The sequence below is a fragment of the Ruegeria sp. CE9 genome (genome assembly GCF_056537425.1).
On the sequence record NZ_JBQFRO010000020.1, the window covers coordinates 1 to 14,873 of the forward strand.

General features: G+C 54.4%; 12 protein-coding genes and 1 pseudogene. 8 read left to right on the forward strand and 5 right to left on the reverse strand.

Annotated features, from left to right (window positions below):
- Nucleotides 1-175: 175 nt before the first annotated feature.
- The 4 genes from ACR0B3_RS23080 to ACR0B3_RS23095 all read right to left on the reverse strand — a co-directional run bounded on the left by ACR0B3_RS23080 (nt 176) and on the right by ACR0B3_RS23095 (nt 4,060).
- The gene (locus ACR0B3_RS23080) at nt 176-754 is read right to left on the reverse strand and encodes a flavin reductase family protein (RefSeq protein ID WP_480811111.1); all 579 of its coding nucleotides are present in this window, start codon (nt 752-754) and stop codon (nt 176-178) included.
- Nucleotides 755-816: 62 nt separating this feature from the next.
- Nucleotides 817-1,998: an acyl-CoA dehydrogenase family protein gene (locus ACR0B3_RS23085; protein ID WP_480811112.1), complete on the reverse strand. Its 1,182-nt coding sequence runs from the start codon at nt 1,996-1,998 to the stop codon at nt 817-819.
- Nucleotides 1,999-2,072: 74 nt separating this feature from the next.
- Nucleotides 2,073-2,834 carry a hypothetical protein gene (locus ACR0B3_RS23090; RefSeq protein ID WP_480811113.1) on the reverse strand — a complete coding sequence of 254 codons (762 nt, stop codon included), beginning with the start codon at nt 2,832-2,834 and terminating at the stop codon, nt 2,073-2,075.
- A 155-nt stretch (nt 2,835-2,989) separates the two neighbouring features.
- Nucleotides 2,990-4,060: a LacI family DNA-binding transcriptional regulator gene (locus ACR0B3_RS23095; RefSeq protein ID WP_480811114.1), complete on the reverse strand. Its 1,071-nt coding sequence runs from the start codon at nt 4,058-4,060 to the stop codon at nt 2,990-2,992.
- Nucleotides 4,061-5,130: 1,070 nt separating this feature from the next.
- Between ACR0B3_RS23095 and ACR0B3_RS23100 the strand changes: the two genes are divergently transcribed.
- The 6 genes from ACR0B3_RS23100 (at nt 5,131) to ACR0B3_RS23125 (ending at nt 12,046) form a co-directional block, all read left to right on the forward strand.
- Nucleotides 5,131-5,994 (forward strand): HalD/BesD family halogenase, encoded by an 864-nt coding sequence (locus ACR0B3_RS23100; RefSeq protein WP_480811115.1) that lies wholly within the window; start codon nt 5,131-5,133, stop codon nt 5,992-5,994.
- Nucleotides 5,995-6,034: 40 nt separating this feature from the next.
- On the forward strand, nt 6,035-7,585 hold the full coding sequence (locus ACR0B3_RS23105; RefSeq protein ID WP_480811116.1) for an ABC transporter substrate-binding protein: 1,551 nt from the start codon (nt 6,035-6,037) through the stop codon (nt 7,583-7,585).
- 63 nt (nt 7,586-7,648) lie between these two features.
- A complete protein-coding gene (locus tag ACR0B3_RS23110; protein ID WP_480811117.1) occupies nt 7,649-8,605 on the forward strand; it encodes an ABC transporter permease in 957 nt (318 codons plus the stop codon).
- 2 nt (nt 8,606-8,607) lie between these two features.
- The gene (locus ACR0B3_RS23115; RefSeq protein WP_480811118.1) at nt 8,608-9,435 is read left to right on the forward strand and encodes an ABC transporter permease; all 828 of its coding nucleotides are present in this window, start codon (nt 8,608-8,610) and stop codon (nt 9,433-9,435) included.
- Between the two features lie 10 nt (nt 9,436-9,445).
- Nucleotides 9,446-11,080: an ABC transporter ATP-binding protein gene (locus tag ACR0B3_RS23120; protein ID WP_480811119.1), complete on the forward strand. Its 1,635-nt coding sequence runs from the start codon at nt 9,446-9,448 to the stop codon at nt 11,078-11,080.
- A 63-nt stretch (nt 11,081-11,143) separates the two neighbouring features.
- Nucleotides 11,144-12,046, forward strand: a complete 903-nt coding sequence (locus tag ACR0B3_RS23125) for a LysR family transcriptional regulator (protein ID WP_480811120.1) — start codon at nt 11,144-11,146, stop codon at nt 12,044-12,046.
- A 19-nt stretch (nt 12,047-12,065) separates the two neighbouring features.
- Here the strand turns inward: ACR0B3_RS23125 and ACR0B3_RS23130 are convergent, their stop codons facing one another.
- Entirely contained in the window at nt 12,066-13,526 is a 1,461-nt protein-coding gene (locus ACR0B3_RS23130) for a sulfatase-like hydrolase/transferase (RefSeq protein WP_480811121.1), read from the reverse strand.
- A 100-nt stretch (nt 13,527-13,626) separates the two neighbouring features.
- Between ACR0B3_RS23130 and ACR0B3_RS23135 the strand changes: the two genes are divergently transcribed.
- Nucleotides 13,627-13,908 carry a hypothetical protein gene (locus ACR0B3_RS23135; RefSeq protein ID WP_480811122.1) on the forward strand — a complete coding sequence of 94 codons (282 nt, stop codon included), beginning with the start codon at nt 13,627-13,629 and terminating at the stop codon, nt 13,906-13,908.
- 94 nt (nt 13,909-14,002) lie between these two features.
- Nucleotides 14,003-14,712 (forward strand): annotated as a pseudogene (locus ACR0B3_RS23140) (transposase); the annotation flags it as partial.
- Nucleotides 14,713-14,873 lie beyond the last annotated feature (161 nt).

Here is a 14,873-nt window from a genome sequence, read left to right on the forward strand (position 1 = left end):
GCCCGCCAGCGCCGGAAACCATCATCCCGATGGATCACAGGCCGATGATGCACTAACAATCAAATTGGACCAGTCAGATGAGGCTGCTCAGGGCCAAACCTCACTGCTCACTTTTGGCTTGCCTCAGAACAAACATCCGCACGTCGACTTCATGCCGGACCGAAACTAGTCGGCCCTAAAATAGCATCTCGTCGAGTATTAGCTCGTGAGCCGCAGGTCGGTGAGCCATATCCACAATTTCAATCGGCTGGTGATAGCCTCGTCCCTTCCAAAGTAGCGACGCATCGTCACCATTGCCCGAAAGTTCTACATGCACGACTTCACCCACGAGGATGCTGTGAGAATAGCCGTCGTGGACCATCGCCAGTTGGCAATCCAAGGCCATTGGCGCACCGGCCAGCATCGGAGACCCTGTTGGCCCCGCGCGCCATTTTCCGTTCGAGAAGCGAGCGCCACCCCGCTCTTTCTGAAACTGGCTGGCGACATGCATCAGAGATGGCGAAAGCAGATTTACCGCAAAGGCCCCTCGCCGAATGATGGTATCGTGACTGCGGCCTTTCTTGTTAACGCAGACCAGAACCGAAGGCGGTTCGAAGGATAGGCTGCAGACTGCCGTCGCGATTAAGCCGCTTGGCTTACCTTCTTCCTCGGTCGTGATCGCGTTAACAGCCCCAGCAAAGCGGCCCATCGCCTGTCTGAAACTTTCGAGTATCGCCCCATCAGTCTGGTCCATCTTGTAGTTTTCTGAGGCCATGTCTCATCGCCCTTTCTACCCACCTCGGCGCAACAAACACTGAGGCACTAAGTTGATCCCGATCAAAAGTTATCGCTGACCTGAGGCTGTCCCAGAAGGGCTTTGGCGTAGATCTCGCGGCCAAGGTCACCATTGGTATAAGCGTGGCGTGTGCACGTTTCGATATCCCGCCAAATGCGTTGCACCGGGTTCGACAGCATAAACACCGAAGCGCCGCCAATATTTAGCAGCAGGTCTACAGCCTCGCGAACGCGTTTCAGTGCCACTGCCTCATCCAACCGGATGCGCTCCCGGGCAAGATCGTCAGGCCGTACAGCTGCCATGGCAGCCGCGTCAAGATCATCAGCTGCCCTGAGAACATGCAGGCGCGCCGAGTCGATGGCGCCACGCGCATCCGCCAGATTAAGCTGATAACTGGGTGACAGACGTGAGTCTCGATAGATCGAGCCGACGATAGGTTTACCACGCTCAAGCCCTTCAAGTGTCAGATCCCAAATCGACTCGGCCATGCCGAGGGCAGCAGCGCAGATACCAAGTGGTAAGGCCGTCACGATCGGAGCGTTGTAGATGAGTTCATCTGCATGATCCGAGAAGTTCTTGCCGCCGGTCACGTCGCTCATCAGAACTGAGCGATGCTCAGAGACATAGACACGCTCACCAACGAAAGTATTGCTGCCAGTGCCGGCCATTCCGGCGACGTGCCAGGTGTCTTCGATGGTTAGTTCCGTAGTCGGTACTAAGGACACGCGAACGTCAATCATCTTACCAGACTCATCAAACACCGGAGAGCCTACAAAGTTCCACTGCGCCTCATAACAACCAGAAGCCCATGGCCACTTGCCCGTGAGAACATAGCCGCCATCAACCTTTTCGGATTTGGCTGTCGGAGCCCATTGACCAACAATCGTCGCAAGTGGATCTTCCTTGTAAACCTCATTGCGAAGGCGGTCGGGCAAAAGCCCCATCAGAAAAGCATTGCCGCCTGCAATCATAACGGTCCAGCCAGCCGCACTATCACCCCGTGAAAGCTCTTCGCAAACTTCGCAGTATTCTCTGATGCTTGCCTGACTTCCACCAGCACGGCGCGGGGTCATCATTTGGAAGAAACCTGCACTCCTAAGCGCGTCAGCACTGGGTTTAGCAAGCCGGCGCTTCTCAGCTGATTCAGCCGCATTTGATCTCAACATTGTGCGCATTCCACGTGCGGTTTCGATCAAGTTCATGTCTCTGGTCATTTTATTCATTTTAGTCCTCCTTGCTTCACGGCGGCGGCGGTAAGTGTTTGTGTTTTCTCGTTGAGTCGATCAGCTCAGCAAGCTCATAGAAAATGAAGAAAATCCGTTGCGCGCGGCAAAACTGCGTAAGTTTCGCGTAGCTCTCCAACCTCGCGGGCTGCTGACCATCTTGAACGCGCAGCCTCTGCCGCTGATGCGTCAATTTCTGAAGACCGCGCCAAAAGCGTTGATGTCCATCCTTCGGGGTCTTCTTCGACATGAGCATGCGCGTCGACCGTATGTTCAAGATCGAAGATGCATCGAAAGTCGTCGAGAATCTGTGGACCACGACCAGTCACAGCTATGGTGGCATCTTCGCCAACATGGCCATCGGAAGAATAAAGATAGGATGACCGCACACGGTCCCGGGCCGGGCCAGTTTCCCACGGATGAAAGCGATCCCAGGGGCGTTGGGTTGAAAGATCTTTGGTCGGGCCAGGAACAGCAACCCGCGTGATAGCCGCGTGGTTCAGGGCCGACAGAGCCTCGGACCCGGTATCAACAAAGATTTCCTTGCGCTCGGGTAGAACGTCGATCATCCGCAGATCACCGAAGCTCCCGCCAAGGTGTACTACGTAGACTTCGGGGTATTGCGCAACAAGATCACCCCTTTTCCTACGCAGTTCATAATAACAGGCGCCGAAAGCGTGAATCAGCATCGAGGCGCCCAATACTCCAACCGACGAATTGACCACAACGCCCAAGCGATCCGACGCGTCAAACTCAGGAAAGACGTCGAAGATCGAATCCTTGTGGCCGTCCACACTGGCACTGATGTTCTTAGGGTCAAAGCTCATCGTGTGCATGTTGGTTCCTTCAATTAGAATCCGTTTGCTCTCGCGGATCGGGCTATTACAGTTTATTTATACGTATAAGTTAATCGTATAAATTAGCAAGAGCCACTGAGTCAAGCGCACAAAACCACTCTGAGTGGAGCTTATGACGTCAATACGTAGCCGAGTTACATATTTGTGCTGGGTAGCGCTGTGGTTGCTCGAACGATCAGTTCGACGGGCAGCTCCTGCGAGGTCACATCTTTTCCGGCAATGGCATCTACAAGACACTGTGCCGCAATCTGTCCCTTCAGCGCGGTGGGTTGGCGTATAGTGGTCAAGCCCAGCGGATTGGCCATCGCAATATCGTCGAAGCCGATTACTGACAAATCCTCGGGCACCGAAAGGCCCATCCGATTGACCCGGTCCACTACCGCCATGGCCATCGTGTCCGAAACAGCAATGACAGCCGTGGAATCTCCTAGATTTTCCAACAATGCCTTCGCTCCTGCATATGCGTCGGCGGCTGAAAACCCCCCGGCTTCATGGATGAAGACGTTTTCGAAAGGCAAGTTAGCAGCCCTAAACGCGTCCTCATACCCGTCAAGACGCAGCGTGGTCGCTGAGCGTTGCGCTGAATGCCGCCTCTCGACGGAAACCGGCCCCCTCGCCCCGTCGCGCCCGAGACGATCCAAAAGGATCATCACGTTGCGGTGACCAAGGTCAAGAATATGCTTGGCTGCTAGGTAGCCTGCCGCCCGCTCGTCGATAGTCACTGACGGGAAATGCGGCATCGCTTGGCCGCCCAGAAAGACCGCCGGAAGCTGGCGGGCATCGGCAGCCAGGATTGCCGGATGGCTGTCGGGAAAGGCCTCGAAAAGGAACCCGTCCACATGCGCCTGTCGGACCAGGCGTGCGCCCTCGGCTTCTGCGGATGCACCGCCAATGGGAACCGGCAGAATTGTTAATGCTATCGAGGCAAGGGCATCGACTTGACCAATCCCTTGTAGCATCTGCGCCATTGCAGGGTCTGCAACGGCGAAGGACAACTCATCGTTGACAACAAGCCCAATGGCACCTGCCCGACCTGATCGCAACGAACGCGCAGCGGGATTTGGCCCTGCGTAGTTTAGACGTCGAGCCACCTCTAGAATACGTTCGCGCACCTCGGTGCTGAGGTTCTCGGGCTTATTGAAAGCAAAGGATACGCTCGCCTGCGACACGCCGGCTTCGCGAGCCACATCGTGCATTGTCACCATTGGAATACCCTCTTTGTTTTATCACCAACCCGCGCCAAGTATTGGAGCAACCGTGCGCGTCCAATCAAATGCTTGAGGTGCACGGTGATGATGACCGGCGAACGCCGCAGCAAAACCCCGACAAAGCTGCACGCCGGAGAGATCACCGCATTGGGATACGAAACTCTCGCAACAATCGCACGGCGCTCTAACAGCCTTCATTCTTCTCTCCGCTCATTCGAGCGATCTAGTTTATCCGTACCCGGCAAATCAACCTATATCGAAGTTCAGTGTATCAACAATCCGGATCAATCAAATTCAAACGAGTTATCACCCGAGTCTCGCAGCCTCATAAACAAGACCAATTGCGAGCGGCGCACTGGCACTAACTTCTTAATACAAACAATGAGGCTGCTCAGAGCTCTGGTTTGGAATCGGTCGCTTGTACAGGCCAAGCCGGTCATAACGATGTGGCAAACAGATATGTTACTGATGACCTATCCGATTTCTGAGTAGGTCGGCATTATCATCTGGATTGATTAAGTGAACATGCAAAAATGCGTATATTCTCTATAAGTGGTAAGGCCAATCTGATGCTCTTGGTTGGGTTCAGAACATGTAGACGCCCGTCAGCCTAGGGCTCACACTAAGCGGACCATCGTTGTGCTCGCGTTCCCGGAGACAAAAGCGGCGGCTTTGCTCAATATGACAGCTCTCATCAAACCGCATAGTTTTGCTCTACCTCTATTGGCAGCAGCTCTGGAGCTGATTCAGATTATTCGGAAAATCGAATATTCTTCGGGTGTCGCCGAAATGGGATTTAACTGAACCTTTTCAGAAAAATAAAAAGTAAGACTGCAGTCTCCGCTCAGATGGCCATCGAGAGACCTGCATCCCAAATGCACCTATTGGCCCGGTGGTGAGTAATCTTGTTCGAAATTTTTCATTAAAAATGCCAATTTATCCCATTGTTTTGAATAAGCATCGTGCAACGATGGTTGAACCATCTGCAGCCGTCCAAACATACAGGTCTACGAGAGACGCGCTGGACAGCCTGCGGAATCTGAACCTTAAGAAAGGATGTCTCTCTGATGCAAACAACCCAGACTCCGGCTTCTCAGCTTGCATTTCAAACCAGCGACCTTTTCGACGTTGAAACTTATCCGATTGACCAGCCCGACAGCCCTGCATTTCAGGAGTTGATTGCTTCTGCGCATGAGGGGCTTGACGCGTGCAACTGCGCACAATTGGAGAAGTTCATTCGACCTGAAATCATTGCGCGCATGCAGGACGAAGCGGATAGTCTGTCGGGTAACGCGGTTTTTCATAAAACCCGACTTAATGCCTATTTCTCCGAAGCGCCGGATGACCTGCCGGCTGCGCATCCCGTAAAGCGATTCTTCGATCGAACACATGGAATGGTCAGGGGCGACATGTTCCCCAGGGCCGGTGTGATCTGGTCCGTGTTTCAAAACCAGGACCTTTGTAACTTTGTGGCGGCCGCGCTGAGGTATGAGCGCCTGTACACCTATCGAGACCCCTATGCTTGCACAAACGTAAACATTCAGCCGATTGGCAGCGAGTTCCCTTGGCACTTCGACAATAACGACTTCACGATCTCTTTTGGTTTGAAGCAATCCACGGATGGCGGGGATTTCGAGTATGTCCCAAACCTGCGCACAGCAGAGGATGAGAACTATGATGAGGTGCGAAAGGTACTGGATGGCGACCGCAGTAACATCCAGACTCTCAAGCTGCGTGAAGGCGATCTTCAACTTTTCCGGGGCGGCTATACGCTGCACCGCGTCACCGCACCGGTCAGCGAGCAGCGGCAGAGCTTGCTGCTGAGCTACGTTACCGACCCTTCGTCCATGACATCATCAGACAAGGCAATCCGTATCTGGGGCGAAGCCTCGCCTGAACACTACGAGAACGACCAAAAAATGGCAGGCTAAGTACCTGCCAATCTGAAAGCCAAAAACAGGGAGTCACCAAATGACCAAATTTTCTTCAACACCCAAGCTCGGGCGCCGCGGCTTTTTGGCCGCGTCTGTCGCCCTTGCAGGCGTTTCGCAATTGCCACGGCCCGCACGTGCAACACCAAAGAAAGGTGGTACCTTTCGGGTCGCTGTTACAGCGGGAGGAACAAGCGACACCTTGCATCCTGCCGAGATCAGCGGTGCTCAGCAAATCGTATACAGCTGGGGTTTGCGAAACAACCTGACCGAGATTGCTGCCGACAACAGCCTGCAACCTGAACTGGCTGAAAGCTGGTCCTCTGACGATGCCATCACCTGGGTGTTCAATCTTCGCCCGGGTGTGGAATTCCATAATGGCAAGCCGCTGACACCAGAAGATGTGATCGTGTCCCTGAACCTTCATCGTGGAGAAGACAGTGCCTCGGGTGCCAAAACCCTGCTGCAGGATGTTGTTGATATCTCCGGCGAAGGCAACAAGGTCATTTTCACTCTGTCATCTGCAAATGCGGATTTCCCATTCATCCTGTCGGACTACCACTTCCAGATCTGTCCGGTCGGTGCGGATGGTGGGGCCGATGTATCCGGCGTTGGAACCGGCGGATATATTCTGGAAAACTGGAACCCGGGCGTCAAATCCTCGATGACGCGAAATCCGAACTACTGGAAAGAGGGCGCTGCGCATTTTGACTCATGCGAAGTTTTGCTGATCTCGGATTCCGGCGCGGCCACGACCGCCCTTGTGACCGGTGAAATCCATGCCATCCAAAGTGCCGAGACCAAAACGCTTTCGCAGCTCTCCAGAGACTCGAACATCGCGATTGAATCCATATCGGGCGGGTACCACCCGACATTTGCGATGCAGATGACGCAGGATCCTTTCACCGACAACAATATCCGGTTGGCGTTGAAATACGCAATCAACCGGCAGGAATTGGTGGATCGCGTTCTGCGTGGGCATGGCACAGTCGCCAATGACCACCCGATCGCACCTTCGATGCCGTTCTATGACGCGAGCATCGAGCAACGCGAATACGATCCGGACAAGGCGAAATTCCACCTTAAGGAAGCGGGTCTGGATAACCTCAAAGTCGGTCTAAGCGTTGCGGATTCGATCTTTGCAGGCGCCGTGGACTCGGTGGTGCTGTACCGCGAACACGCGGCAAACTCGGGCATTGACCTCGAAGTGGTTCGCGAACCAGGGGATGGCTACTGGTCGGATGTCTGGCTCAAGAAACCGTTCGTGACGTCTGCCTGGGGTGCGCGCCCGGTACCGGACATGATTTTCTCGTCGGCGTATCAGACCGGTGGGGCATGGAACGAGTCTCAGTTCTCTGACGACAAATTCATGCAGCTTCTGGTCGCGGCGCGCTCAGAGCTGGATGAAAGCACGCGTGGTCAAATGTATTCTGACATGCAGGTGATCATACGGGATCAGGGCGGATCAGTCATTCCGTTCTTCCGCAACCACCTTTATGCCCGCCGGGCCGAGATTGCACGTCCTGAACAAGTGGCATCAAACTGGGCGCTGGATGGGTATAAGCCGCTTGAACGCTGGTGGATGGCGTAAGCTATAATTCGATAAGGGCGCCTGAAATGGTGCCCTTAACTTTCCACGGCGCTCTGGGGCATCATGACTGTATTACTAAAACTGCTAGCTCAACGGCTGGCATTGGGACTGGCGACGTTGTTTGTCGTATCGCTCGTCATCTTTCTATCCATCGAGTTGTTGCCTGGTGACGCTGCGCAGCAAGTTCTGGGCCAATCCGCAACCGAAGAAAACGTAGCGGCGTTTCGCAAACAACTCGGCTTGGATCAGCCTCCGCATATAAGGTACGTAAATTGGTTGAGCGGCTTGTTACAGGGCGATCTTGGAACGTCAGTTGTGTCGGGGTTGCCGATTACCGAGCTGATCGGTGAACGGATCAAAAACACTCTCTTTCTGGCAAGCTATGCGGCGTTGATGGCGGTTCCGCTTGCGCTGGCACTTGGTATCCTATCGGCGTTGTATCGCGGCACTGTGCTGGACAGATCTATCAATGTGGTCTCGCTAGCAGCGATCTCAGTGCCCGAGTTCTTTGTCGCGTATGTCCTTGTCTGGTTCTTTTCAGTTCAGCTTGGCTGGTTCCCGTCGCTGTCATCCCTGTCGGATGATGCGCCCTTCTCGGAACGTGTATACCGGTCCTTCCTGCCCGCGCTGACGATGATGGTGATCGTCATGGCGCACATGATGCGGATGACGCGTGCGTCGATCATCAATGTGCTGGCGTTGCCTTATGTAGAAATGGCCCGACTCAAGGGCGCGAACCCGAAACGTCTTGTGGTCGTCCATGCTTTTCCCAATGCGGTTGCACCGATTGTTACAGTAATAGCGATCAACCTGGCGTACCTGATTACCGGGGTTGTGATCGTTGAAGTCGTATTCGTCTATCCGGGCATGGGTCAGCTGTTGGTCGACAGTGTGGCCAAGCGAGACTTTACGGTTGTGCAGGCGTCGTGTCTGATCTTCTCGGCCAGCTACATCCTGTTGAATTTGGCGTCAGACCTGATCTCGATCGCCACAAACCCCCGCCTGATGCACAGGAATTGACCATGAACGGATTTCTGCACGAGTTGCGCAAAGCGCCGTTGACCGCGAAGTTCGGAATACTGGTCATTCTGATCTACGTGTTTGTCGCGATTTTTGCGCCTGTCCTGGCACCTTACGGCGAAAGCGAAGTGGTCGGGTTCGAGTTTGAGCCCTGGTCATCCAAATACTTGCTTGGCACTGACAGCCTTGGCCGAGATATGGCGACGCGGATGATTTACGGCGCCCGGAACACAATCGGGATTGCCCTGATCACCACGGTGATCGCCTTTCTGGTAGGCAGCATTGCAGGGTTCTTTGCTGCAGCGTTGCAGGGGTGGGTTGACCAGCTTCTGTCGCGCACGGTGGACGTTATCATCTCGGTGCCTACCTTGATCTTTGCGCTGTTGTTGCTGACCATCTTTGGCACGTCGGTTGCCAGCCTCGTCTTTGTCATTGCGCTGATCTATTCGGCGTTTGTCTATCGCATTGCTCGCGCAGTGGCGATGGGGGTCGTGGTCATGGACTATTTCGAAGCAGCACAGGTGCGCGGCGAGAAACTGTGGTGGATGATGACCCAAGAGATCCTGCCCAACGCCGCGCCTCCGCTGGTGGCCGAGTTCGGCTTGCGTTTCTGTTTCGTCTTCCTGACGATTTCCGGATTGTCATTTCTAGGACTTGGCATTCAACCGCCAGCCGCCGATTGGGGGTCAATGGTGCGCGAGAATGCCTCGCTGATCACCTTCGGCGATTTGACGCCGCTGATCCCGGCCTCCGCCATCGCTTTGCTGACCGTCGCGGTGAATTTCATCGTTGACTGGATGCTGCACAAAGCCAGCGGGCTAAAGACATAAGGAACGCGGCATGACCGAAAAAAACACTCTGCTAAAGGTCAACGACCTGAGCATCGAGGGCCTGTCGCAAGACAAATGGACCCCGATTGTAAGCAACATCAACCTGGAACTGTCCCGCGGGGAAGTGTTGGGATTGATCGGGGAAAGCGGGGCAGGAAAGTCGACCCTCGGCCTCGCCTCGATGGGGTTTGTGCGCGATGGCTGTCGGTTCAGTGGTGGATCGGTACATTTCGACGGGATCGAGTTGACCACAGCATCGAGGGACAATCGCCGTTTTCTGAGGTCCTCGCGGATTGCTTATGTCGCGCAATCGGCGGCGGCCAGCTTCAACCCGGCCTTCAAGCTGATCAATCAGCATACCGAGTTTCCGGTGCTCAGGCAGTTGATGACCAAAGAAGAAGCGCGGGAAGATGCGATCCGCCTTTATCGCCAACTGCAATTGCCCAATCCCGAGGAGATCGGGTTCCGCTATCCGCATCAGGTTTCGGGCGGGCAGTTGCAGCGTGCCATGACGGCCATGGCGATGGCGTGCCGCCCGGACCTGATCATTTTCGATGAGCCGACGACAGCGCTGGACGTGACAACTCAGGTTGAGGTTCTGGGTGCCATTCGTGACATCGTGGATGAGTTCGGCACGGCCGCGATTTACATCACGCATGATCTGGCCGTCGTTGCGCAGATGGCGGACCGGATTAAGGTTCTGCGTCACGGAGGTGAGGTGGAAGAAGCCGAAACCCAAGAGATGTTGGCGAACCCGAAAGAGGATTACACAAAATCTCTTTGGGCGGTGCGGGAGTTCCGTACCAATGCCAAACCGGCAGTGCCCGCCTCGCAAACGCCAGTTCTGGCAGTGCGCAATGTCACGGCCCGGTATCCGGGCGCTGATACCAATGTGTTGGAAGACATCTCGATTGATTTCCACGCAGGGCGCACGGTGGCCATCGTTGGTGAAAGTGGGTCGGGAAAATCCACGACGGCGCGTTCTATTATGGGGCTTTTGCCGCCCAGTGCCGGGGACATTACGCTTGGCGACACACCCTTGCCACCAAAATTTCGGGCGCGCAGCAAAGAGCAGTTGCAGCAGGTCCAGATGATTTACCAGATGGCTGACACAGCTCTGAACCCCAAGCAATCGATCGGCAAAATAATCAGCCGCCCAATGGCGTTCTATCGCGGTTTCAGTGAGCGTGCGTTGCGTGAAGAAACACGCGCCATGCTGGACGCCATTGGCCTTGAACCTGATCGTTTCATTGACCGGTTGCCCTCGGAGCTTTCTGGCGGTCAAAAACAACGGATCGGCATCGCGCGCGCCTTGGCCGCGCAGCCCAAACTAGTGATCTGCGATGAGGTGACAAGCGCGTTGGACCAGCTTGTTGCTGAAGGTATTCTGAGGCTGTTGGCCGACCTGCAAAAACAGTTCGATCTGGCGTATATGTTTATCACGCATGATATCTCAACCGTCGAGGCAATAGCTGACGATGTTGTGGTCATGCGGAATGGCAGCATTGTTGAACAGGGCGAAAAAGCTCGGGTTCTGTCACCGCCGCATGCGGACTACACTCAGCTATTGCTATCATCTGTTCCTCAGATGGATCCCGGCTGGTTGGAAGAAACACTAAAGCGAAGGTCGGGCCAGCAAGCTTGAAGTTGACCTGAAGATATTCGACACTGCTCATAAAGCACCAGGAAAAACGGAACGCACACGAAAATGCAGCTGGAATTTCGCCACCTACGTGCAATCAAAACCGTCCATGAGGCAGGTGGGTTGGCGCGCGCAGCCGAGTTGTTGAATATTACTCAAAGCGCGTTGAGCCATCAGATCAAAGGGCTGCAAGAACAGGCAGGTGTCGATCTATTTGTGCGTAAGACCAAGCCACTTCGCCTGTCGGCCGCTGGAATGCGTCTGCTGCGCCTTGCAGATCAGGTCTTGCCCATGATCGAGGCCACGCAAACAGAGTTTGCTGGGCTTCGTGAAGGGCGGCTGGGCCGCCTGCACATTGCAATCGAATGCCACGCCTGTTTCGAATGGCTGTTTCCCGTGTTGGACGTCTTCCGTGAGTCTTGGCCCGATGTGGATTTGGATATCCTGCCGGGACTGGGTTTTAACGCTCTTCCGGCGTTGCAAAAAGAAGAGGTCGACCTGGTCGTGTCCTCTGACCCGGAAGACATTCCTGGTATCGAATTTATCAAACTATTCGACTATTCGCCCATGTTCGTGGCGTCCAGCAGCCATCCGCTGGCCGCCAAGCCATTTATTGAAGCTGCCGATCTGGCAGGCCAAACTCTGATCACGTATCCGGTTGAGCGCCAGCGGCTGGATGTGTTTAACCATCTTCTCAACCCAGCCAAGGTCGAACCCGCGCATGTGAGGCAAGTAGAGCTGACCGCTGTCATCCTGTTGTTGGTAGCATCCACGCGCGGGGTCACAATCCTACCGGACTGGGTGTTGAAAACGGCAGGCGGGTCAAAAGAATACGTTGCAAAACCTTTGACCAAGGACGGGATCAAACTGCAGCTCTATGCCGCGATACGCAATGATGGACGGTCCGGAGAGTTTGTATCGGATTTTATCCATCTCGCACAACAAGAGGCGCAAAAATTGCGCCCCTGATTTTCTTGTCTGCGCTGTGTCAGGCGCTGGCGGACACGACGTCTCTTATCCGATCCAAACGGGGATCGACATCTTCAAGCGCTTGCATTTCGGCCCAAAGAGCACGCCGCATGGTATCGCGTCGCGCTGTGTGTTGATTGTCCACGGCCAGGTTTGCAAGTTCGCAGGGATCTACTTGCAGGTTATACAGCTCTTCAAATCCATCCGTTTGAATAACGTATTTCCAACCGTCTGAATGCACACAACGTTGAGAGATAAGGTCATGCAAGCCATAGTGCTCGCTCATCAAAGATGCGCGCGCTGGCGGTTGATCATTTCGCGTTAGATCGCGGGCCAACGAGACTCCCTGCATCTTGTTCTGAACTGGGACGTCGCAAAGTTCTGCCAAGGTCGATGCAATATCTATGCTGCCGCCCAGCGACGGGATGCTGCGGCCGCTCAGGATATCTGGCCCGGCAAAAAGTAACGGTATGCGCAGGGTCTCTTCCACCATCAGGCTACCTTTGTTGACAACACCGCCATTCGAGGCCACGGCGTCGCCATGATCCGAACAGAAGACGATGATGGTGTCGTCCAGCCTGCCTGTCGTCTCAAGATGATCAATCAGGCTTAGCAAAGCGCGCTCTACGACGATACAGTGTTCGATGGCCCGCTGGGACAGCAGAGGCCAGTTGCGGCCTTCTTCTGGCAGGGCTTCCTGCCATTTTTGACGGTAATCCTCGTGGTGAGCGGGGCGGTTCTCCAGATCTGATGAAAGATTTCCTGTGACCGGGACTGCATCGACCGGGGATTGAAACCCGGAAGGGATCGTATAGGGCGGATGCGGCCCCCACGCATCCACACGCAGAAAGAACGCTTCGTCCTTCTTCAACCCATCGATCCATGATTTCGCGAGATCGGCAATGAAGTGTGCTTCGTGCACCTCTTCAGGTCCGTGCAGGATTGAGGTGCCCGCTTCGAACTCGAACCAGTCCTCTGCTTCGGTCATATCGATCCGAAGCCCCGGCTCTAGCCGCGCCTCGCCGGGGGTTTCGATTTCAGCCCAAAGTGGCCCTTCGTGAAAACGGGATAAATAGCTGCGATATTCAGGGGTTGAATAAGGATAGCCGTAGCCTGGCAACGAAAACCCTTCAAAGCCGAAATCGGTGGCGGATCCTTCCTGGCTAAGGTGCCATTTCCCGAACCAGCCGCACCGATAACCTGCCGCGCCGAAATCGTGCTGAATCATATGATCGCTGTGATCCAGCTCCGCTCGCCCACCAAATCGCCCGTCATTTTCGGTCAGGCCATGTGTATGCGGATAGAGGCCAGTCAACATGCTGGCACGGGCTGGCGAACAGATAGGCAAAACTGTGTAAGCCTTTTCGAATTCGGTTCCAATCGAACGCAGCCGTGACTGCAGCGGGAACAGGTCCGATGCAACATCGCGATTGGCCAAGGCCTGATGATCGGCCACCACCCACAAAACACTTTTTTTCAACGGTTCCTCCATCGCATGCCGCATTCAACTATTGTCGCATATTCTGAGTGGTCGATGGTTTCTGGCCAACCCCGAAAATCATTGATTTATAAGAAAGATTATGAATTTCATTGAACAAGATCTCGATCAATCGAGTCAAAGAAAATGTCGCGGCATGCTGGACAAGAAAGCTGGGCAGATTGCAATGTGCGTTGTATTCGGCAAGGTGCGAATTTCATCCAAGTCGAGGCTTGCGGCGGCAAATGTCTCAATGGGTAATCCACCTGACTTAGTCTGTTCTGTCGCAAACTTTTTTGAAGGCAGAGCATCAGTGGAGTTGGTGAGCAGTTTATACTACCAGTTGGGCGAATTGCAGAAACGGTCGGAGCCCGGGTATGAATGAAAGTTTCGCAAGCTTTTAGAATGGCCAAAGTAGCGACTTTAGCCTCCCCAACTGAACGGGTCAGCCGTTATGTTCAGGAAACGGAGGACTGAGAATGGCAGACAAGAGACCGAAGCCCCAAGAGATAGCTTCGAAGTTACGGCAAGTTGATGTTCTGATGGGGCAAGGCATGTCCCGTCTGTAAGCGATCAGACAGATCGGTGTTGTTGAACAAACCTATTGTCGCTGGCGTAAGAAGTTTGGCGGAATGGGTGTGGATCAATTGAGAAAACTGAAGCGACTTCAAAATGAAAATGAACGGCTCAGAAGAGCTGTATCCGATCTGACATTGGATAAATTGATTCTGAAGGAAGCAGCGAAGGGAAACTACTGAGCCCCGCTCGTCGTCGCGCCTGTATCAGCCATGTACGCAACCAGCCGAACGTTTCCGAGAGACGCGCCCGCCACGTGCTTGGACAACACCGGTCCACGCAACGACACGTCCCACAAGGTCGCGCAGACGAAGACCGGTTGGTGGCCGACACGATCGAGTTGACCCGTCAATACGGCCGATATGGCTATTGCAGGATCGCTGCACTGCTGAGAGAGGCTGGATGGTCTGTCAGCGATGGGCGAATTGAACGGCTTTGGCGACGAGAGGGGCTGAAAGTGCCAGTGAAACAACCCAAGAAAGGACGGCTCTGGCTGAACGATGGCTCGTGTGTTCGGCTGAGGCCGGAGTATTGCAATCATGTATTGAGCTATGACTTCGTTCATTGTCGGATCGACGATGGCAAAGCTTTTCGGACGCTGAACATCCTTGATCCAGCCCACGTTGTTCGCTGAGCTGCTCCAGCCGGTAAAGGCAACAAGCCCGTGGTCTATGCAGCCTTCACAAAAAATAAAAGGGCGCCCGCAGGCACCCTTTAAATTTTAGCAAGATCAGATGATCAGTCGATCATGGGCAGCAGTTTGTCCAGCGACTG

Bases quoted from the DNA above. Each gene is read 5' to 3' on its own strand.
- ACR0B3_RS23105 (WP_480811116.1), top strand. From the start codon at position 6,035: ATGACCAAATTTTCTTCAACACCCAAGCTCGGGCGCCGCGGCTTTTTG.
- ACR0B3_RS23080 (WP_480811111.1), bottom strand. From the start codon at position 754: ATGGCCTCAGAAAACTACAAGATGGACCAGACTGATGGGGCGATACTC.
- ACR0B3_RS23090 (WP_480811113.1), bottom strand. From the start codon at position 2,834: ATGCACACGATGAGCTTTGACCCTAAGAACATCAGTGCCAGTGTGGAC.
- ACR0B3_RS23095 (WP_480811114.1), bottom strand. From the start codon at position 4,060: ATGGTGACAATGCACGATGTGGCTCGCGAAGCCGGCGTGTCGCAGGCG.
- ACR0B3_RS23125 (WP_480811120.1), top strand. From the start codon at position 11,144: ATGCAGCTGGAATTTCGCCACCTACGTGCAATCAAAACCGTCCATGAG.
- ACR0B3_RS23115 (WP_480811118.1), top strand. From the start codon at position 8,608: ATGAACGGATTTCTGCACGAGTTGCGCAAAGCGCCGTTGACCGCGAAG.
- ACR0B3_RS23100 (WP_480811115.1), top strand. From the start codon at position 5,131: ATGCAAACAACCCAGACTCCGGCTTCTCAGCTTGCATTTCAAACCAGC.
- ACR0B3_RS23135 (WP_480811122.1), top strand. From the start codon at position 13,627: ATGAATTTCATTGAACAAGATCTCGATCAATCGAGTCAAAGAAAATGT.
- ACR0B3_RS23085 (WP_480811112.1), bottom strand. From the start codon at position 1,998: ATGAATAAAATGACCAGAGACATGAACTTGATCGAAACCGCACGTGGA.
- ACR0B3_RS23110 (WP_480811117.1), top strand. From the start codon at position 7,649: ATGACTGTATTACTAAAACTGCTAGCTCAACGGCTGGCATTGGGACTG.
- ACR0B3_RS23120 (WP_480811119.1), top strand. From the start codon at position 9,446: ATGACCGAAAAAAACACTCTGCTAAAGGTCAACGACCTGAGCATCGAG.